At 49.8% G+C, this 20,494-nt stretch carries 17 protein-coding genes and 1 tRNA gene; 12 read left to right on the plus strand and 6 right to left on the minus strand.

Annotated features, from left to right (window positions below; genetic code table 11):
* The first annotated feature begins 130 nt into the window (after window positions 1-130).
* The 5 genes from H7F15_RS14300 (at window position 131) to H7F15_RS14320 (ending at window position 6,525) form a co-directional block, all read left to right on the plus strand.
* Entirely contained in the window at window positions 131-1,645 is a 1,515-nt protein-coding gene (locus H7F15_RS14300; protein WP_185197672.1) for a DUF6056 family protein, read from the plus strand.
* Window positions 1,646-2,052: 407 nt separating this feature from the next.
* Window positions 2,053-3,984, plus strand: coding sequence for a molecular chaperone DnaK (dnaK, locus tag H7F15_RS14305; RefSeq protein ID WP_185197673.1), 1,932 nt, complete (start codon window positions 2,053-2,055; stop codon window positions 3,982-3,984).
* 162 nt (window positions 3,985-4,146) lie between these two features.
* Window positions 4,147-5,391 (plus strand): porin family protein, encoded by a 1,245-nt coding sequence (locus H7F15_RS14310; protein ID WP_185197674.1) that lies wholly within the window; start codon window positions 4,147-4,149, stop codon window positions 5,389-5,391.
* Between the two features lie 103 nt (window positions 5,392-5,494).
* Window positions 5,495-5,989 (plus strand): methylated-DNA--[protein]-cysteine S-methyltransferase, encoded by a 495-nt coding sequence (locus tag H7F15_RS14315; RefSeq protein ID WP_185197675.1) that lies wholly within the window; start codon window positions 5,495-5,497, stop codon window positions 5,987-5,989.
* A 77-nt stretch (window positions 5,990-6,066) separates the two neighbouring features.
* Window positions 6,067-6,525, plus strand: coding sequence for an RDD family protein (locus H7F15_RS14320; RefSeq protein ID WP_185197676.1), 459 nt, complete (start codon window positions 6,067-6,069; stop codon window positions 6,523-6,525).
* A gap of 75 nt (window positions 6,526-6,600) precedes the next feature.
* Here the strand turns inward: H7F15_RS14320 and H7F15_RS14325 are convergent, their stop codons facing one another.
* The 6 genes from H7F15_RS14325 to H7F15_RS14350 form a co-directional block, all read right to left on the minus strand.
* On the minus strand, window positions 6,601-7,170 hold the full coding sequence (locus H7F15_RS14325) for a histidine phosphatase family protein (RefSeq protein WP_185197677.1): 570 nt from the start codon (window positions 7,168-7,170) through the stop codon (window positions 6,601-6,603).
* A gap of 25 nt (window positions 7,171-7,195) precedes the next feature.
* The gene (locus H7F15_RS14330; protein WP_185197678.1) at window positions 7,196-10,066 is read right to left on the minus strand and encodes a tetratricopeptide repeat protein; all 2,871 of its coding nucleotides are present in this window, start codon (window positions 10,064-10,066) and stop codon (window positions 7,196-7,198) included.
* Between the two features lie 5 nt (window positions 10,067-10,071).
* A complete protein-coding gene (locus H7F15_RS14335; protein WP_185197679.1) occupies window positions 10,072-10,596 on the minus strand; it encodes a hypothetical protein in 525 nt (174 codons plus the stop codon).
* A gap of 84 nt (window positions 10,597-10,680) precedes the next feature.
* A complete protein-coding gene (locus H7F15_RS14340; protein WP_185197680.1) occupies window positions 10,681-11,376 on the minus strand; it encodes a phosphatase PAP2 family protein in 696 nt (231 codons plus the stop codon).
* A 140-nt stretch (window positions 11,377-11,516) separates the two neighbouring features.
* Window positions 11,517-11,598, minus strand: a tRNA-Leu gene (locus H7F15_RS14345).
* 108 nt (window positions 11,599-11,706) lie between these two features.
* Window positions 11,707-12,426: a phosphatase PAP2 family protein gene (locus H7F15_RS14350; RefSeq protein WP_185197681.1), complete on the minus strand. Its 720-nt coding sequence runs from the start codon at window positions 12,424-12,426 to the stop codon at window positions 11,707-11,709.
* Window positions 12,427-12,518: 92 nt separating this feature from the next.
* Here H7F15_RS14350 and thpR point away from each other — a divergent pair, with 92 nt between their 5' ends.
* From thpR to H7F15_RS14385, 7 genes are all read left to right on the plus strand, one after another.
* Window positions 12,519-13,082, plus strand: a complete 564-nt coding sequence (thpR, locus tag H7F15_RS14355) for an RNA 2',3'-cyclic phosphodiesterase (RefSeq protein WP_185197682.1) — start codon at window positions 12,519-12,521, stop codon at window positions 13,080-13,082.
* Between the two features lie 30 nt (window positions 13,083-13,112).
* Window positions 13,113-13,604 (plus strand): CinA family protein, encoded by a 492-nt coding sequence (locus H7F15_RS14360; protein ID WP_185197683.1) that lies wholly within the window; start codon window positions 13,113-13,115, stop codon window positions 13,602-13,604.
* 17 nt (window positions 13,605-13,621) lie between these two features.
* The gene (locus H7F15_RS14365; protein WP_185197684.1) at window positions 13,622-14,260 is read left to right on the plus strand and encodes a class I SAM-dependent methyltransferase; all 639 of its coding nucleotides are present in this window, start codon (window positions 13,622-13,624) and stop codon (window positions 14,258-14,260) included.
* A 779-nt stretch (window positions 14,261-15,039) separates the two neighbouring features.
* Window positions 15,040-16,854: a M61 family metallopeptidase gene (locus H7F15_RS14370; RefSeq protein WP_185197685.1), complete on the plus strand. Its 1,815-nt coding sequence runs from the start codon at window positions 15,040-15,042 to the stop codon at window positions 16,852-16,854.
* Between the two features lie 199 nt (window positions 16,855-17,053).
* Window positions 17,054-17,629, plus strand: a complete 576-nt coding sequence (locus H7F15_RS14375) for a hypothetical protein (RefSeq protein ID WP_185197686.1) — start codon at window positions 17,054-17,056, stop codon at window positions 17,627-17,629.
* A gap of 117 nt (window positions 17,630-17,746) precedes the next feature.
* A complete protein-coding gene (locus H7F15_RS14380) occupies window positions 17,747-18,763 on the plus strand; it encodes an MBL fold metallo-hydrolase (protein ID WP_185197687.1) in 1,017 nt (338 codons plus the stop codon).
* A 65-nt stretch (window positions 18,764-18,828) separates the two neighbouring features.
* Complete coding sequence (locus H7F15_RS14385) at window positions 18,829-20,301, plus strand: sodium:solute symporter (RefSeq protein WP_185197688.1); 1,473 nt, start codon at window positions 18,829-18,831, stop codon at window positions 20,299-20,301.
* The last annotated feature ends 193 nt before the right edge of the window (window positions 20,302-20,494 follow it).

The raw sequence follows: 20,494 nt of genomic DNA on the forward strand, positions 1-20,494 counted from the left end.
TTAGGAAGAGCTCCCCTGCTGGGGGAGCTTTTTTTTATATCTATAGTTTCCGCACAAACTATAGCACAGGTCCGGCCTTTTCATCTGCCGCTAAAACTTAGTACATTTAAAGCAGCCAACTATAAACCCGATGCCTTTGCTGCCACAGGAAAACCGCACCCGCACTTCCATCATTTTCTTACTGATCTGTTCAAGTGTGTACACACTGCTGCCTTTCCTGTTGCTGTCCATGTACACGCACCCTGCCGCCGACGATTTCAGTTTTGCCGTGCGCGACAAGCGCCTGGATTACCTCACCGTGCTGGAGCAGTTTTACATGACCTGGACGGGGCGGTACTTCAGCACCATCACCCTGTTTCGCATCAACCCGATGATCTATGACTCGGTGGTAGCTTATAAAGGATATGTTCTGGTGCTATTGCTCCTGTTCAGTGCTGCTGTTTACTATATAGTTCGGGTAGTAAGTAGGCAGGTTTTCAGTATAAACTATAGCCTGGCGCTGGCCGCTATGCTGGTGGTGCTGTACTTGCTGCAGTTGCCCAGCCCCTCCGAAGGCTTTTACTTTTTCTCGACGTACGCTACCTACCAGTTGCCCAACATCTTGCTTATAGGCATGCTAGGGCTGCTTCTTAAATTCTTCCGCACACAGCAAGTGGCGGCCAGGAAACTTTACACAGGCCTAATAGCTATCCTTATAGTTGCCATAGTGGGCTCTAATGAAATGGCATTGGTCATAACATGCACAACCATAGGCTTTGTAACTATAATTAACCTTAAAAACACGGAGTTGCGGCCCTATTTGTTGGTGCTGTTTATAGTTTGCGTTAGCAGCTGTTTGGTAGCAGTGCTGGCGCCGGGCAACTTTAACCGCATGCACGAACACCCGAACGGCGGCAAATTGATCTGGTCTGTAGTATATGGCGGGTTTATGACAGTGCTAACTTTTTACCGCTGGCTGCTGCCGGTGCTGGCTGCTTCAATTATTTACCTGCTATACTTTGGGTTGCCGCTGGCCCACAACTATAAACACAGCCGTGTATTCGCAGCAAACCTGTGGCTGACAATCGTATTCTACCTGGCTACTATTTTCCTGATGAACTTTGCTTTTGCCTGGTCTACGGGCGAGCGGCCTACCCCGCGCCTGGAGAATGTGATCTATTTTTTCTTCCTGTTCGGGTGGTTTTATGTGCTGCAGACCGGCATTCAAAAGTATAGTTCCCGGCTCACTTCCCTGCGCCACACTTCTCCCGTAATTCCAACTATAGCTTTACTCATGTTCCTGTTAAGTGTGGTGAGCATCGATAGCAACATCAGCACAGCGTATGTAGACCTGCTTTCGGGCAAAGCAAAGGCTTACGACAAAGCACTTACCCAACGCTATAGTTTGTTACAGGATGCTGACTGCCGGGTGTGTGACGTACCGCCACTGCCAGCCATTCCCAAAACCATTTTCTTTCACGACATCATCGCCCGCTCCGACAGGCAAAACCCCGGCATCGACATGGAGTGGATCAACCGTGGCCTGGCAGCTTATTTTCAGAAAGATTCCGTATTTCTATCTGTGCCAAACCCGCCTGTGCAGGATAATCTGAGCACTTTACGCACTGCCGGCAAAAGCTCGCTGCACCTCAGCCCGGCTAACTAATATTTTTTTTCAGGGGCTTGCAACCCTTTTGCACCTATAGGTACTCTTGTAAATGAAAGCATCCTTCAGCCTGCTTCCGGTGCAGGTTTTAAGGGCACCAATGCTTTCACACGAATGTGTTTTAGGTGTTAAAGTGAACATTAGCTCTTGTTACTTGTCGTAACGGAGCTTTTGTTTTTTATACCCTCCCCAATTCCATCTGGCCAACTATAGCACTATAGCAGGTAAATATGTCGCAGGCAGGTTTGTCAGCCACAACTATAGTCAGCCAATTCTGTGGCTATCGTTATGCTTCGTGACAGAATGACATAAAAAACCTCCGTTTCCGGGCTTGGCATATTGGTTGATAGAATGCTATCAACTGAATAGAATTTTTTAAGTTTAGAAACTATAAATAAAACTATAGAATGGGAAAAATAATAGGTATTGACTTGGGTACAACCAACTCCTGCGTTGCCGTAATGGAAGGTAACGAGCCGGTGGTTATACCTAACAGCGAAGGCCGCAGAACAACTCCGTCTATCGTTGCATTCTTGGATAACGGTAACGGCGAGCGCAAAGTAGGTGATCCTGCCAAGCGCCAGGCAATCACAAACCCGCAGAACACGATCGCTTCGATCAAGCGTTTTATGGGCCACAGCTACAACGAGGTTAGCGAAGAAGCAAAACAGGTATCTTACAAGGTAGTACAGGGTGCCAACAACACCATCCGCGTGGAGATCGGCGACCGCCAGTACACACCACAGGAGATCTCGGCAATGGTACTTCAGAAAATGAAGGCTACAGCTGAAGATTACTTAGGCACAACTATAACCGAAGCGGTTATTACAGTACCAGCTTACTTTAACGATGCACAGCGCCAGGCAACCAAAGAAGCCGGCCAGATTGCAGGTCTTGAAGTAAAGCGTATCATTAACGAGCCTACTGCTGCTGCCCTTGCTTACGGCCTGGACAAGAAGCACAAAGATCAGAAGATCGCGGTATTCGACTTAGGTGGCGGTACGTTTGATATTTCGATCCTGGAGCTGGGTGATGGCGTGTTTGAAGTACTTTCTACCAACGGTGATACACACCTGGGTGGCGACGACTTTGACCAGGTGATCATTAACTGGCTGGCCGACGAATTCAAGAACGACGAAGGCATTGACCTGCGCAAGGACCCAATGGCCCTGCAGCGTCTGAAAGAAGCAGCTGAAAAAGCAAAGATCGAGCTTTCTTCTTCTAACGAAACTGAGATCAACCTGCCATACATTATGCCGGTTGACGGTGTGCCAAAGCACCTTGTTCGTAAGTTAACAAGAGCTAAATTCGAGCAGCTGGCTGATGATCTGATCCGCCGTTCGATGGAGCCTTGCAAGCGTGCATTACAGGATGCAGGCCTTTCTACTTCCGACATTGATGAAGTGATCCTGGTAGGTGGTTCTACCCGTATCCCGAAAGTACAGGAAGAGGTTGAGAAGTTCTTCGGTAAGAAGCCATCGAAAGGTGTGAACCCGGATGAGGTAGTTGCCATTGGTGCTGCCATTCAGGGTGGTGTACTGACAGGTGAAGTAAAAGATGTACTGCTGCTGGACGTAACGCCGCTTTCACTGGGTATCGAGACGATGGGTGGTGTAATGACCAAACTGATCGAGTCAAACACAACTATACCAACCAAGAAATCGGAGACATTCTCTACGGCATCTGATAACCAGCCGTCAGTAGAGATCCACGTACTGCAGGGTGAGCGCCCGATGGCCCGCGACAACCGCACCATTGGTAGATTCCACCTGGATGGTATTCCACCAGCACCACGTGGTGTTCCGCAGATCGAGGTAACATTTGATATTGATGCCAACGGTATCCTGCACGTAACGGCTAAAGATAAAGCTACTGGCAAAGAACAGAAGATCCGCATCGAGGCTTCTTCTGGTCTGAGCGAAGAAGAGATCGAGCGTATGCGTAAGGAAGCCGAAGCCAACGCCGAAGCTGATAAAAAAGCGAAGGAAGAGATCGAGAAGCTGAACGCAGCCGACTCTATGATCTTCCAGACCGAAAAACAGCTGAAAGAGTATGGTGATAAGCTGTCGGCCGGCAACAAATCAGCCATTGAAGATGCACTGGGCAAACTGAGAACAGCCCACGGCGCGAAGGATGTAGCTGGTATTGATGCTGCCATGGAAGCCCTGAATAACGCCTGGAGCGCTGCATCGCAGGAGATGTACGCAGCCGGAGCCGGACAGGAAGGCGCTGCCGGTGCACAGGCTGGTGGCAATGGCCAGGCTGGCGGTCCGCAAGGCGCAGCCAACGATGGCGGCGTAACCGATGTGGATTACGAAGAAGTAGACGGCAACAAGTAAGAAAACCGAATACGCAACTATAGATTTAAACGCCCCGCTGACTTCAGCGGGGCGTTTTTGTTTTAGGACATAAGTTTTTGCTTATTGTACCATATTCAGATATCTTCACTGCAAAAACACATTCATTACTTCCAATTTATAACCAACCACTTCCTCCTTTTTATGAAACAACTCTACATTACCCTCCTACTGGCATTGGTAGGCACAGCTGGCTTTGCCCAGAAAGACTTCAGGCCGGGCTACCTGGTGCAGAACGGCGATACTCTGACCGGCCTGGTAGATTACCGGGGAGCGAAGCAAAGCTCCAATGTGGTGATCTTTAAAGCTAACCAGAATGCCTCAGAACAGGCTTTCGGGCCGGAACACGTACAAGGATTTGGATTTGATAAGGAGCAGAAACTGTTTCAGTCGAAGCTGATACCTGCTTTTGACAGCCTGAACACACCGCAGACCCTTTTTGCCGAAGTACTGGTAAAAGGGCAGGCCAACCTTTATTTCCTGCGCGACCCCATGCAGCAGGACCGCTTTTACATTTCTAAAGGCTCTGCAGCGCTGCAGGAACTGCGTGTAGAAGACTTTAAACAGAAAAACATGAAACAGGGCCATAAGTACGGAAATACCATGCTCATGCGCCGCGAACTATACAAACCTGTGCTGTTCCATAATTTTATGGATTGCAACACCATAAAGGAAGCAGATATCGACAAAGTAGTACTTGGCTATAACTCGCTGACAGCTATAGTTAAAAAATACAACCAATGCGTTGGCCAGGAAGAATACAGCAAGCCGCAACAGAAGATAAAGGTAGGCATTGGTGCTGTAGCCGGTGTTAGCAGCTCGTCTCTTTCCTTTACAGTAGATGGCGAAGAACATCTGTTCAAAGACAATTCTGTCAAGCCGATAGCAGGTTTCTTCTTCCACTTCTCCAAGCCTACGTTCAGCGAAAAAATATCGCTGCAGGCGGAAATGTTGTTTACATCTCTCTATTATGAGGGCAACACCGGTGATAACCCGACCATACCAGGCACCACCACCACAGAGAACTGGCTGGACGTTAAACACCTGAAAATACCGGTGATGCTACGCTATTCTTACCCGCGCGGCACCCTGCGTCCGTACCTGCACTTCGGTCCGGTAGTAAACGTGATCATAGCGAAAGATTCGGAGACCAAAACAACTACTTCCCTGGGTGGAACAAGCCGCACCAGCTCTAAAAAACTGCTGGAAGATGATGATTACCGTAATTTTGCGCTGGGCCTGATTGGCGGTGCCGGTCTGTCCTACCCGGTTTTTGGCAAGCCACTCTCCCTGGAAGCACGCTACGAAAGAAACAACGGTATATCGCACTTCAACATGCACTCTACCCGTATTACGAGCTACTCGCTGCTGCTGTCTTACAAACTATAGCCGGTTAATAGCCTGCAACACAGAGCGCCCTGCTGCAACCAGCGGGGCGCTTTTTTCTTTTCAGCAGTATTGCACCAAACCTGTTGTATCCGTACATTTAGCTATGCTTGCAAACTTTTATACCAGCCATTACCACACGCCCCTCGGGTACCTTAACCTGACGGCTACCGACACGCACCTGGTATCGTGCCTGTTCTCGGATATCGCTTATCCGGCCACACCCGAACAGCCAGCGGTACTGGAGCAAACTATAGCGCAGCTGCGCGAGTATTTTGCAGGCACCCGCAGGCACTTTGAACTACCGCTACAGCCCAAAGGCACCGAATTTCAGCAGAAAGTATGGATGCAGCTACGTGCTATTCCCTTCGGGAAAACCTGCTCTTATATGGATGTGGCAAGAATTGTATCCGGGGAGAAGGCCATACGTGCGGTGGGCGCGGCCAATGGTAAAAACCCGCTGTGCCTGATCGTGCCCTGCCACCGCGTTATCGGCAGCGATGGCAGCCTGACAGGCTACGCCGGCGGTTTGTGGCGCAAAGAGTGGCTGCTGCAACACGAGGGCATCCGGCAACCGGCCCGTCAGCTTACATTTTTTTAAGCGTAACTACCTACATTACAACCTGTTTGCGTATTTATAGTATAAGCAACCTTAAACCGGTAACCAACTATAAACTTATGCAGGCACTACATCTACAACCGGGCACACGTGTAAAATCATCGTCGCTGGTGCTTCGCGCCATTGCATTGTTTATTGACGTGATGCTGCTGCTGGCCATTGCCGCCATAGCCGATTATTATACCATCAGCAGCAACGAAGCCACCTTTTTATGGAAACCCGAAAGCCTGTTATACATTTTACTGGGCTGGCTATACTTTGCCGGTGCCGAATCGAGCCTGGTGCAGTCCACGCTGGGCAAATACCTGCTGCACATAAAAGTGATCGACAACCATAACCAGCGCCTAAGCTTTAAGGCGGCCAGCATCCGGTATTTTGCCAAGCCGGTTTCTGTTCTGATCCTGTTGCTACGTTTTGTCCGCGGACTGCCTGTTGCCCGCCACCGCTACTTTCATAACCGAATTACCAATGCGTATGTCGTAAAACAACAGCCACAGGCCTATTCTCCTGAACAGTAAAATCTATTTTTATCGCAAACAAAAAAGCCCGCCTGTTTAAACCGGCGGGCTTCTCTTATTTTGTTCAGCTATAGTTTAGTTGGTGGCTGCACCATACGTATCGGCTTCTATGGTTGCAGTGCCATCGGCTTGTATGGTTACTTTAAAGATGTGGTCGTATTTACTGTCCGGCACTTCGGCAACAGGCTTTTTGGCTCCAAAGGCCTCCACTATAGGCAGAATTGTATTTGAGTGACCTACCACCACTATAGTTTTGCCAGCATTATGGGTTAGTATCTGTTTTTTGAGCCCTTCAAAATCGTGCGCTTCGTAGGTATTTACAGGCAAATTTCGGGCATCAGCCAATGGTTTTATAGTTAGTGTGTTGCGCTTGTATTTGGTACTGTACAAGGCATCAACCGGCTTTCCATCTAAATAAGTTAACAGGGCTTTTGCACGGGCTTCTCCTTCCGGAGTAAGCACGGGGTCTTCGGCTTTAGGGTCTGTGGCAACTTTTTCGGCATGGCGCACTACGTAAACAGTGGTCACGGCTTTGTCTTTGTCGCCGTTGGCAGCTGCTACAGAGTCTGTTGACTGGTTGCACGACCAGGCCAGGCCGATCAGCAAGGCAAGTACAAACCTGAAGTAGTAAGGTATTTTTTTCATAAAGTATAAGTAGGTTATAGTTTGATTAGATTTCTGAAATGCGTGTTTCGGCCATTACTTTGTCGGCCTGTTTGTTTTTACCCCGTTCTCTTAAAAGTTTTGCCAACAGCACGCGGGCCTCAAGCTGGTAAGGATTGTCTGCCAATGCAGCTTTGTACGATTTCTCTGCTTTACCTGCCTGGTCTAATGCCTCCCATAGTATCCCTACGGCTGTTAAACGCTCGGCCATTTCAGCCGCCGATTCGGGGCGTGGCTGCTGGCGCAGTAACATGGTAGCTTCTTCTACGTCGCCGAGTTGTGCCATTAACGCCACCAGTTTATAGTTATCGCTGCGCAGTTTAACCTTACCGGATAGCAATGGCTCTGCGGTAACTATAGCCGAATCTTTCTGGCCCGACATAAGCTGATAAGCCGCCATCCGCACGGTATAGGACGGGCGGGGCGTATTGCTGGCAGTTAAAATACGCTGAGCTTCTTCTAACGTAGCATACGCTTTTTTATAGTTTCCCTGGGCGGCCAGTACATCGGCATACTGCTGGCGCAGCTCATAGTTCTGCGGTTTTAACGACACCAGTCTTGCCAGTTCCGTTTCGCTTTCAGGAGCTTTGCCGGTAGTGCCTTTCAGCCAGTGGGCGTAAGCAAGTGCTTCGTCGCGGCGGTCGCGCAGGTATGTTGATACGGTCGGGGCTGTTTTTACATAACTTTCTGCCAAGATCATTGCTTCCGGAACCCTGCTGTAAGAGGCGTATAGTCTGGCGAAGGCCATCGTGTTGGCAGCTCTTGTCATCAGGTCGTCTTCCAGTTCCAGGGCTTTGCGGTATAGTTCGGCTTGTTGTTTCAGGGCATCGGTGTCTTCCAGTTTGCCATCGCGGCGCATGGCTTCAAGCAATTCGGCACGGGCCACGTACACAGGCGCATAGTTCGGGTTTATCTTTTCAGCTTTTTCCAGCCACTTTTCAGCCTGGTTATATTTGTTCTGCTCGCGCTCCACACTGGCATACGCTATCAGGGCAGGCTGGTAACTGGCATCCCAGGTAAGGGCGGTATCCAGCAGGGCTTCGGCCTGGCTATAGTTGCGCCGTGCCAGTTCCCGCTCCGACAGGTTCAAATACACTTCAGCCCAGTTGCTGGCCATCGCCTGTTTATCGCCGGCCAGATAAGCGCGCTGCCTTTTTACCAATCCATCCAGGAAACTATAGAGCTCCGGGTCTTTGGCTTTCAGGTCGGCGGTGGTGTTGATGGATTTATGGTTGAGCGGATGCACTTTTACAGGCTCGAAGTAGGCTGGATAGGTTTGGGCCAGGTACTCGTGTTCGTTGTTGGCAGAATAATAATCGAGTGTGCGGTTTTCCTTCATGGCATTCTGGTACAGGCGGCGCACTTCACGGTTCTCGGCATCGGTAAACACCCGGCCATGAAACTGGTGCACATACTCGTGCAATACCACATTGCGCTCCAGGTACGAGCCGCGCACCACATACTCAATAGCCGCAGCGCCGCTTCCCACACCGCGTATATCCATCCACTGGCGGTTATCAAAGGTAGTGGCCTGCCGGAAGAAGGGAGAGTTCATAGCGATAGCTAAATCAATGTGCAGCGGCGGAATCACAAACTTTTCGTTTTGCCTGCTCAGGAACGGGAAATACACAATGCTCTCGTATAGTTGCGACCATACCATTTTCTGCACTTCGTTGCCGGGGTAATAGGTCACATCCGGGAACACGCGGGCAAAGTTTACCGGGTCTTTTATAGTTGTGCTTTGGATGACCTGCTGCAGCGAATCGTAGTTGTGCAAATAAGGTAACTGCTTTTGTTTGATGACCGCCGCCAGGGCATTGTGTGCCGGGCCATAGTGCTTTTTGCGTTTCAGGATGTTTTGGAAAATAGCCTGGGCAGAATCCAGCCGTTGGGAGCGATCCAAATCGAAAGCCATATAATACACCGAGCCGCGCAGCATAGCCGGCAACACTGATTGCGGGTAATCTTTCTGCACGTTTGCGGCTATAGTTAAGGCTTCCTGTAGTTTGTTTTGAGCGATCAGCTTTTCGGCCTGCTGTAGTTCCTGGCGTACTTTCTCATCTTCAGGTTGGGCGTAATCTGCGTAGGTCAGGTTGGTGTGGCCGTTGCCCCAGTGCCAGTGCGTTACATAGTGCAGCGGGTTCAGTTCCAGCGCCAGTTCCCATTGTGCCGCCATGTCGTTCAGCTGGGTGGCATCCACGCGTCGCCAGATAGCATAGCCATAGTTGAAGCGGGCATCAGCGTTAAACGGGTTTAGTGTCAGGCTGGTGATGAGTGGTTTTTCGGCCAACTCCGGCTTCTGGTTCCAGAAATGCACATCCGACTCCAGCAAATACGCATCGGCATTCTTAGGATTGAGCTGCTGTACCTGCTTCGCCTTCTGCAGTGCCTGGTCATACTTTTTCTGCAGCATCAGAATACGGCCGATCTGTATAGTTGCTGCTTCGTTGTTCGGGGCTTTGGCTAAGATCTGGTTGGCTGTGGCTTTTGCTTTTTCCAGTTCCCAGGCCTGCACCTGTAGTTTGCTTTTCAGCAGTAGTGCGTCTGCAGATTCGGGTTGTAACTTCAGGGCCTGTGTTACCAGCTTTTCGGCCTGTTCAAACTCGTTGTTCAGGATAGCCAGTTTTGCTTTGGCAACTATAGTTTGTGCCGTTGGTTTTGCCTTGGCTATAGTTTGTTCCGCTTCCTGCCACAACCCTAATTCCAGTAGCTTTTCTGCTTTTTCGGCGGGTGCTATAGTTGCTGTTCTCGCCTGTTGCCGCTCCTGCTGCAGCTTCTCCCTGATGGCTTTTATATTGTCAGGGTGTTGGGCCAGGGCGGGGAGTGCAAAGGTGAGTGTAGTAATTAATAGTACTAAAGAAGTATAGATTTTATGCATTGATCCTATTTTAAACTTAGTATCTTCTTTTGATTTACTTTAACAGTATCTTCTAAGTCAATCATACCAACCTTTACTTTAATAAGCCAGGTAAGCGGATTAATTCTTGTCCCTTGTATTTCACCCTCACTAATTTTCAAGGGTTTGTTCGAGTGTGCTTCCGCACAAAAACAACTTTCTTCATAAAGTACATTGTAATTATTAAGAGCCTTTCCTTTAGCTTCAAAAGCTGTTGTAAAACTATCTACTTCAAAAACTAAAATATCACTCACTCCACTATCAGTAGAAACACTGTCGCCCCTTGAGTAAGTTAGGGTAAATACGGTATTATTACCATCTTCAATTTTATAGTCAAAGTATCTCAAGATGCTATCTGCAGAAACTTGCGGATCTAACTTTAATTGAGAAGCTGGCTCCAATTGTATAGAATAAAATTGATAGGTATGATCTGTATTCCTTTCGACGCCATCACAAGACAGTAACAACAAGAACATAAATACAAGCAAGCACCTTTTAGCCAGTAATATCATGTAGAATATTTATTAGACTATACATTAAATCTACACACTTCTCCCGGCTAATAAAACTTTATATCGAGTTTATAACATATAAGTTTACGCCTGCTTCCGCTCCACCTTCCTGAGATAAATCACTTCCAGTTTTCGCATGAAGTAGATAGAAATAAGCAGCCAGAGAATTCCGGCGGAGAAACCGGCCAGCACGTCGGTGGCGTAATGCACGTTCAGGTACACGCGGCTATAGCCAATGAGCAAAAGCAGCAGGGTTAAAACTATAGTTAGCAGCCAGCGCAAAATAGGGTTTGGCACCGTACGCCATACAATATAGATCAGCAGACCATAAAAAGAGCCACCGATCATGGCGTGGCCGCTTGGAAAGCTGAGACCGGATTGCTCTAACATGGCGGTTTCTGGGCGGGGGCGCTCGAACACGCGTTTCAGAACCTGGTTAAGGATGGAACTGGTAAGGGAAATGACCAGCACTTTCAGGGCAAACCACTGCAGGTGCCGGAACCAGGCAAATACCAGCACCACCAGGGGCGGCACTACTATTAAATAATCGGCAGAAGCAAAAAAGGAAATGAAGCGCATGAAACGCGTGGTTTCGGGAGAAGTGTGGGCCGCCGCGAACCGGAACATGGCCTGATCCAGCCCGGTGCTTTGCTGTACAAAAACAAGCTGGGCCATGTATACAAACAGCAGCATGCAGGCAAAAAAGGCCAGCCATACCAACACCGCCTCTACCGAGAGCAGCGCCAGCGCACTCATAAACCGTTTAAACCGGGCTTTCATGCCTTAGCTTACGAGCCTGGGGCGCAAGGCGGTGCAGCTATAGTTAGCAAATACAACTATAGTTAGCAAACTACAGGGCATAAAAAAAGCGAAAGCCGGTCCTGTAAAAAGAACCGGCTTTCGCCTGATTTAAAGTAGTGTGCGCAAGAAAGGACTCGAACCTTCACACCTTACGGAACTGCCGCCTGAAGACAGCGCGTCTACCAATTTCGCCACTTGCGCAAATTCACTAAATCAAATAAACATCCCCAAAACCCTTTAACCCTCGTTCATTGGGATTACAAAGGTACGAACAAATTTGATTAGCGCAATATCTGCATTAAAAAATATTTAACTTTTTTCTACCGGGTCGTCCAGCAGCACCGGGGTTATCTCTTTACGCGAGTAGCGTTCCAGGCGGTTCAGGATCCAGATGCCGATCACAACCCACATAAAACCAGCAGCAAAGCCTGCCAGCACATCGGTAGCATAATGCACCCGCAGATATATACGACTAAACCCGATGAAGATCACAAAAACCGACAGAAAAATTATGAGCACATTGCGCAGCCACACCTGTTTTACGTTGTGCCATACCAGGTAGATCAGCAACCCATAAAACGACGCCGCCACCATGGTATGCCCGCTCGGGAAGCTAAGCCCGTGTGCTTCCACCATCGGTACCAGCGGACGGGGCCTGTCGAAAAAGTATTTCAGCACCACGTTCAGGGTAATGCTGCCCAGCGCCACAACCGGCACTTTTAAGGAATACCAGCGGTGCTTGCGCACAAACACAAAGTAGGCCACCAACAGCAGTGCCGCCGGCGTCAGGAATTGCCGCGATGCAAAAAACGTGATGCCCTCTATAAAATTGCTGAAGCCGGGGCTGGCAATGCTGGCTGCAAAATTGAAGGCGGCCTGGTCTACGCCCAGTTCGTCGCCCTGCACAATCTGGCTGCTGATGTAAAAGAACACTACCACGCAGGCAATGAACAGGAGCCACACAAACACCAGCTCCACCGTAAAAAGGGCTATACTTGCCGCCAGCTTTTTATAAAAATTCCGGATCATAGCTTATAGTTTCACAAAAAGCGCAGGCGCTGGTTTTGCGGCCTGCGTATAGTTGTTAACGTAATTACAGCATTTAATGCTACCTTATACTTATGCAGAACACGATCAGGTTATTTATTGCGGCTGCTTTACCCGATGCGCTGGTACCGTACCTGCAGCAAAAACTGCTTCCTTTTTCAGATGATACCGTACGATTTATTCCGCTGCAAAACCTGCACCTCACGCTGTTCTTCATCGGCAATGTGCCTGCTGCGCAGCTCGACACTATACGGCAGCAGGTAAAACAGATAGCCAGCCAATGTGCCCCTTTTACATTGTACCTCGAAGCCATAGAGCAGGGACCGAAACCAAGATCGCCGCGGCTGGTGTGGGCCCGTTTTAAAGATGACCCCGCATTTACCAGGCTCAGCCGGATGCTTTCTGAAACCTTAGCGCCCGACGAACCCAACAAACTGAAACCAACGCCTCACATTACACTGGCCCGCTATAAAAAGAATATTGCCCGCCCAACCACAAAACCACCTGTGCTCCCCGAGGAAACTATAGTTTTACCGGTAAATGCCATTGGCCTCTGGCAATCCGAACTGGCCTCGCCGCACCCGGTATACAGCATTCTGGAGAGCTACCACCTGGGGCAAAACCAAAGCGCCACCTAAGCAGTAAGTATAGCTCTGAAACTATAGGATATGACGCAAACCGAATTGACCGAACTTGTAACCACACTGCGCGATAAGAAACTGACCCTTGCCTTTGCCGAGAGCTGCACCGCCGGACTGGTGGCCTCAGAACTGGTAAAAGCAAAAGGCAGCAGCGACGTACTGAAGGGCAGCGTGGTAGTGTACCAGCCCGAGGTGAAAATAAAACTGCTGAACGTGCGCAAACAAACCCTGGACCTGTATACCGCCGAAAGTCAGCAGGTAACCAACGAAATGGTAATGGGCCTGAAAAAGCTGCTGGATGCCGATATTAATGTAGCCGTAACTGGCCTGGCCGGTGGTGGCGGCTCCGAAACCGAAGAAAAACCGGTGGGCACTGTGTTTGTGTCGATGCTGTATGATGGCAAAGCCGAAGAATTCCGGGAAGTGTTTGACGGCAACACGCAGGCTATTCGCAAAAAAACGGTAGATTACATTTTCGAGAAACTGAAAGGCGTGCTGGAGCAGCACTACGACCGTTAACCTATCGCGTTTACACCTTGCCCCCAACCCCGGATAGCGGCTTCGACCGCGTAGCCTCTTTTTACGACCCGCTGGCCCGGCTGGTATATGGGTCTGCCCTGCAGGATGCCCAGCAATGGCTTCTCCCCCACATTCCGGCTGGCGCTTCTGTGCTGCTGATCGGTGGTGGCAGCGGCTGGCTGCTGCAACAGGTGCTGCAAAAAACTTCTCCTAAGCACATTCTGTACCTGGAGGCCTCCGAAAAAATGCTTCAAAAGGCAAAACAACTGAACCCTGGCACCCCTGTAGTTTCGTTCCGGCACGGCACCGAGGCTGATTTATTACCTCATGAGCAGTTTGATGTGATCATCACCCCTTTCCTGCTGGACCTGTTCCCTGATGCCCGCCTGGCAGAACTTATGCAGCGATTATGCTATAGTTTGGCACCCAATGGGCGCTGGCTCTTCGCAGATTTCTGGCCTGTGCAGCACAACCCACCCTTCTGGCAAAAACTATTAGCTAAAAGCATGTACCTGTTCTTCGGTTTTTTGAGCAATGTGCGGGGCCGCCTGCTACCCGATTACAGCAGGCATTTCACCAGCTTAGGCCTGCAGGAACAGCACAGCGCCGCTTTTTACAAAGGTTTTGTACAGGCAAAGATTTTTGAGAAGGGGTAGGGTTGGTTTTGAGCTATAGTTTGTCTGAATCTTTAAATAGGGCCCCTACCCCAAGGATTTACAGGATTAAAGGATTTTCAGGATTTAGGCTGCGGCTTTAGTTGGGCTATAGTTCTATAGCTGCAGTGGTTTAAACCACCCCTGCCCCTCCTTATCTAAGGAGGGGAACTCTGTCTCTGCCATTTTACAAACTATAGCTCTATAGTTACAGACTACGAACAGGGCAGGTTTACCTGTCCCTACGGAATTACAACCACGAGAAAGTAGCCGATCTGCTTCAACCAAGAATGAAAAAAGAAACTATAGCTATAGTTTAGCTATCGAATGTGTTATCAGTCTTTGGGTTGAGCGCCTTGTAGATTTCCGGTGCTGAAAGCATTGCGAGGAACGAGCAAAGGAAATGTACACCGCGCGATGCCCGAAGGCGGGGCCTCCCGGCCTCAGAGGGAGCCAAACTAACTATAAAACGATAGGCTCTTTGAGCTCCCAGGAATAGAGGTAACTATAGAACAACAGCTTGGTTCCAGTAGTAGGCAAAGTGAACTATAGCACCAGACGCTAGCAGGAGCTACGCACGCTGCTAGGTCTTAACCAACTATAGGCTGAGATAGATTTCTCGCTCCACTCGAAAGGACAAGGAATGGACACATAAGATGTCTCGGCTGCGCTCGGCATGACAAATAGAGAAACTATAGTTTATCAAACCATAGAACTACAACCCTGATTTGTGTCCCTACATCCTTCTTGCTATATTTCAAAACCAAAATAAAACCACCAACATGCTACCAAAGATCTGCACCTTACTCACCACCTTACTATGCTTAACCTCACCGCTGCTGGCACAACAGAAAGTGACTTACCAGTTGTCTTTCCCGAATGCGGTGCACCACGAAGCGGAAATAAAAGTTACTTTTTCGGGCATAAATTCCGATACGCTGGAAGTACTGATGAGCCGGAGCTCGCCGGGGCGCTATGCCGTGCACGAGTTTGCCAAGAACGTGTACAATGTAAAAGCCACTGATGCGCAGGGCAGACAACTGAAGATCTGGAAAGCGACTCCACACCAATGGAACGTAACCGGTCACAACGGCACAGCAACTATAACTTACACCTTATTTGGCGACCATGCCGATGGCACGTACGCAGGTATCGACGAAACACATGCCCACCTGAACATGCCGGCTACCTTAATGCATGCCACAACGTTCGACAAAGCCCCGGCACAGGTTACCTTCATCACACCCGAAAACAGCAACTGGAAAATAGCTACACAACTAAAGCACGAACAGGGCAACACCTACGCAGCGCCAAATTTCCAGTACCTGATGGACAGCCCGACAGAGCTGAGCAATTTTGACTTTGAGGAATGGACAGTAGATGGTAAAAAGATGCAGGTAGCCCTGCACCACACCGGCACCAAAGAGCAGTTCAACGAGTATGTGCAGAAAACAAAACAGATCGTGGCAGCACAGCGCACGGTTTTTGGCGAGTTGCCGGATTTTGATTTCGGGCGGTACACGTTTATTGGCTGCTACATGCCACAGGCAAACGGCGATGGAATGGAGCACCGTAATTCAACCATACTGACCAGCTCTCAGCCACTTGCCAGAGCCATGACAGGCCTGCTGAATACGGTATCGCATGAGTTTTTCCATGCCTGGAACGTGGAACGCCTGCGTCCGAAGAGCCTGGAGCCGTTTAACTTTCAGGAAGCCAATATGAGTGAAGCGCTGTGGCTGGCCGAAGGGTTTACCAGCTACTACGGCGACCTGACCATGCCGCGCAGTGGCCTCTACAACGCCAAAACCTATGCCGATAACCTGACCGGAGACCTGAATTACGTTCTGCTTTCGCCGGGCCGCCGGTACCATAGTTTGGTGGAGATGAGCCAGCAGGCACCTTTTGTAGATGCCGCCCGCTCCGTTGACGCCGTAAACCGCCAGAATACCTTTATCTCGTACTACACCTATGGCAGTATGCTGGGCATGGCCCTGGACCTGAGGCTACGCCAGAACTATAACAAGACCCTGGACGATTACATGCAGGCGCTGTGGCGCAAGTATGGGAAACCCGAAAAACCGTACACCCTAACCGACCTGCAGGCAACTTTGGCAGAAGTGAGCGGCGACAAAGCCTGGGCCGAAAAAGTGTTCCGGGAGTATGTGAACGGCAGCGAACTGCCAGCTTTTGAGCCGCTACTGGCGCAGGCGGGCTTCGAGATGCGCAAAGCAAAACCGGGCGTGGCAACTATAGGTGTGGGTGGCCTGGATTTCACGAAGAACGGAGCAGTACTAAACTATGGCACCATAGTCACTTCGCCAGCCTACAAAGCCGGCCTCGACCGTGCCGATATTATCCTGACACTGGATGGCCGAAAGATCCGCAGCGAAAAAGACCTGAAAAAAGTACTGAGCAGCCACAAGCCCGGCGATACTGTGCCAATCACTTTTAGCAGCCGCGGGAAAGAGCAGACCACAACGATAACCCTGGCCGAAGACCCGACACTGGAAGTAGTGCTGTATGAGAACATCGGCAAAGAACTGACGCCAACCATGCAGCAGTTCAGAGCGCGCTGGATAGGCAGCCAAAACTAAGTTATGTTGTCTGAACCGGGGAAGAGATACAGAAGATCGGTAGGAACTATAGTTTTTCAGCAGGATAACTACCGCGGGTTTCACGAGAGAAATCCGTAACATATTCCGCTTTCTCTGTATTAATCCCGGTTCGGATGTACTTGTATTTAACGCACTTTCGTTCTATCTTAGTAGAATTAATTCTGAAGATCGATCTTACGTGAAAATAATAACCAATTTACTACTGGTTTGCCTGCTGTGCTTTGCCGGAAACGCCATGGCCCAGACAGTAATGAAACCAACTATAGTTCCGGCGCCGCGCGTGGACTATAACCTGGAACTGGGAGCCAGCTACAACAGCTACTTCGGGGCCAGCACCTATGTTAAGCCAACGGCACGCTACCAGATAACCGACCGTTTCAGGGGATATGCCAGCTTTACATATGTGCATAACATGCCGCAAAACTATGTGGCAGGGACATCCGAAGGCGGAACCATTATGCGCCGTACCAACGGGCAGCAGCAGTACATTGTAAGCGTAGGCGGCGATTACCTGGTAAACGACAGGCTGATCCTGACCGGAAACGTTTGGAAAGATTTCTCGGCGATGCCAAAAGACCTGGGAGCCTACAACAACTATAACTACCTGGGTCGCCAGGGTGCCGATTTCAGTGCTACCTACAAGATAACCGACAACTTTTCGGTGACCGGTGCGGTGCGTTATTCAGAAGGCGGTTCGCCTTACTATAGCCCGTACTACAACACTGGTTTTGGCCGCGGTCCGTTCGGGTACTAACAAAAAAACGATAGTTACAAAAGCGCTTTCCCGGCAACAGGAGAGCGTTTTTTATTGTCCCTGCTTAACCCTTCTGCCCCGTTTATAGTTTATATATCACCACCAACGTTTTACATTTTGCAGCAGCGTACCCCTAAAATCCGGCACATCAACAATCCAAAGCTCGAAACTATAAAGCCCGGCTACAAAGGCAACAAACTGATAGGCGACCGCTTTGCTAACGGCGACGAACCATACGAACCCGATTTCAGCAATGTGTTGCGCTGGAAACTCTCCGGAAACCCGCAGAAGGCGGAGAAAAAAGCAGACCAGTACGTGCCGCACGTTATCCATAATACCGATTTTCTGCATACTACCGATGATGTGATCGTGTGGCTGGGACATGCCTCGTTTTTTGTGCGACTGCAGGGCGTTACATTTCTTATCGACCCCGTGCTGTATGACCTGCCGATGCTCCCGCGTAAGGTGGGTTTACCCTGCGCACCCGAAGATCTGAAGAACATTGATTTCCTGCTGCTCTCCCACGCCCACCGCGACCACCTGGACCTCAAATCCATCAGAGCCATCTGCAAGAACAACCCGGAGCTGAAGGCGCTGGTACCGTTGCGGGCTGGCAGTTTAATACGCAATGCCAGCAAACACCTGCCTTACCAGGAAGCCGGCTGGTACCAGCGCTACGACCTGGTGCCCGGCCACCTGGAACTATATTTTGCGCCGGCATCGCACTGGTACCGCCGCGGCCTTTTTGATATGAACAAAGTATTGTGGGGCAGCTTTGTGATCAGAACAAAAGAGCAGACCATTTACTTTGCCGGCGATACGGGCCTGAACGGCCATTTTGAGGACATTGCCGAAGTGTTTGGCCCGATGGATGTGTGCATGATGCCGGTTGGGGCCTACAAGCCATCCTTTATGATGCAGAAAAGCCACCTGAACCCGCACGAGGCGGTGAAAGCCTATAACCAGTTGCGCGGCGGCACTTTTATACCGATGCACTATGGCACATTCGACCTGTCGGATGAGCCGGCAAGTGAGCCGGTGCGCCTGCTGGAACAGATTGCTGCGGCTGGTTTAATGAACGGTTTAAAGTTACCGGCCATTGGCGAACAACTGCTGCTCCGCGACCTGCTATAGTTAACCGTGCCACAGCACCATACTTTTGCTATATTTGTAGCCGTATTTAACCAACAGACAGCCCTATGTCTTCAACCCTGATCATCAGCCTGATTATCGGCTACTTCTGCATACTTATTCTGATCTCCTGGTTCACCAGCAAAAACACCGATTCCGAAACTTTCTTCCTGGCTAACAGGCAGTCGCCGTGGTACGTGGTGGCTTTTGGTATGATCGGGACATCGCTTTCGGGCGTAACATTTGTGTCGATACCGGGCATGGTGGAAAAGGCGCAGTTCTCGTACCTGCAGCTGGTGCTGGGTTATTTGCTGGGCTATTTTGTGATTGCCACCGTACTGATGCCGCTGTACTACAGACTGAATTTAGTATCCATCTATACTTACCTGGAGCAGCGTTTCGGCTACTGGTCTTATAAAACCGGGGCTGCTTTTTTCCTGCTTTCGCGCACGTTGGGGGCTTCCATCCGTCTGTTTTTAGTGGCTGGCGTGCTGCAACTGGCCGTGTTCAACGACCTGGGCATTCCGTTTGCCGTTTCAGTGATCATTACTATTCTGCTGATCTGGGTCTATACGTTCCGGGGCGGCATGAAAACCATTATCTGGACCGATACTTTCCAGACCACGGCTATGCTGATAGCGGTAGTTACCACCATCTGGCTGATCTCGGACGAACTGAACATGAGCTTCCAGGGCATGATCGACCGCGTGCAGGCCAGTGAGTACTCGCAGGTATTTTTCTGGGATGTGAAAGACAGCAAATACTTTCTGAAGCAGTTCTTCTCCGGTGCCTTTATAGCTATAGTTATGACGGGCCTGGATCAGGACATGATGCAGAAAAACCTGAGCTGCAAGAACATCGGCGAAGCCCAGAAGAATATGTTCTGGTTCAGCATTATCCTTGTGTTTGTAAACATGCTGTTCCTGACACTGGGAGCCCTGCTTTACATTTACGCCAACACCAAAGGGATTGACCTGCCTGCCAAAGGCGACGATGTGTTCCCGTTCCTGGCGCTGAACCACTTCACGCCGTTCCTGGGCATCGTGTTTATCCTTGGTATCATCGCCATTACCTATGCTTCCGCCGACTCAGCCCTGACAGCCCTCACTACTTCGTTCTGCGTCGATTTCCTGAATTTCAGCGAGCGTCCCGAGCAGGAGCGCGTGCGCCTGCGCTACATTGTGCACTTTGGCGTTTCGTTAGTGATGGTACTCGTTATCATTGCGTTCGATATCCTGAATTCTGAAAGTGTGATTACGGCTGTATTTAAAGTAGCTGGTTACACCTACGGGCCATTACTGGGCCTTTACACCTTCGGCCTTTACACCAAACGCACCGTCCGCGACAAGTACGTACCGGCTATCTGCGTCATTGCTCCAATTTTAACTTACATTATCAGTGCTAACTCTGTAGAGTGGCTCTACGGGTACGAGTTCGGTTTTGAAGTTCTGATCCTGAACGGATTACTTACACTGATCGGCCTGTTTGCCATCTCTTCTGGCAAAATAGATGACCTGGAACTGGCGCAGGATAACAGGTAAGAAGTTTAGGAGTTATTGAGTTAGTGAGTTTAGGAGTTAAAGAAGTGGTTGGCGCGGGCAGCTTCGCTTGTGATGAACTATAGGCCGGCTACGATCTATGCCGCAAGTTTAGCGTTAGCGTAACTTGTGGCTCTGCATGGTGCCAGTTTGTAACTGGCGTTCTGCGCAAGCAGAAAACTATAGTTTGCAGTAG

Source organism: Pontibacter sp. Tf4, assembly GCF_014212495.1.
Taxonomy (GTDB): Bacteria; Bacteroidota; Bacteroidia; order Cytophagales; family Hymenobacteraceae; genus Pontibacter.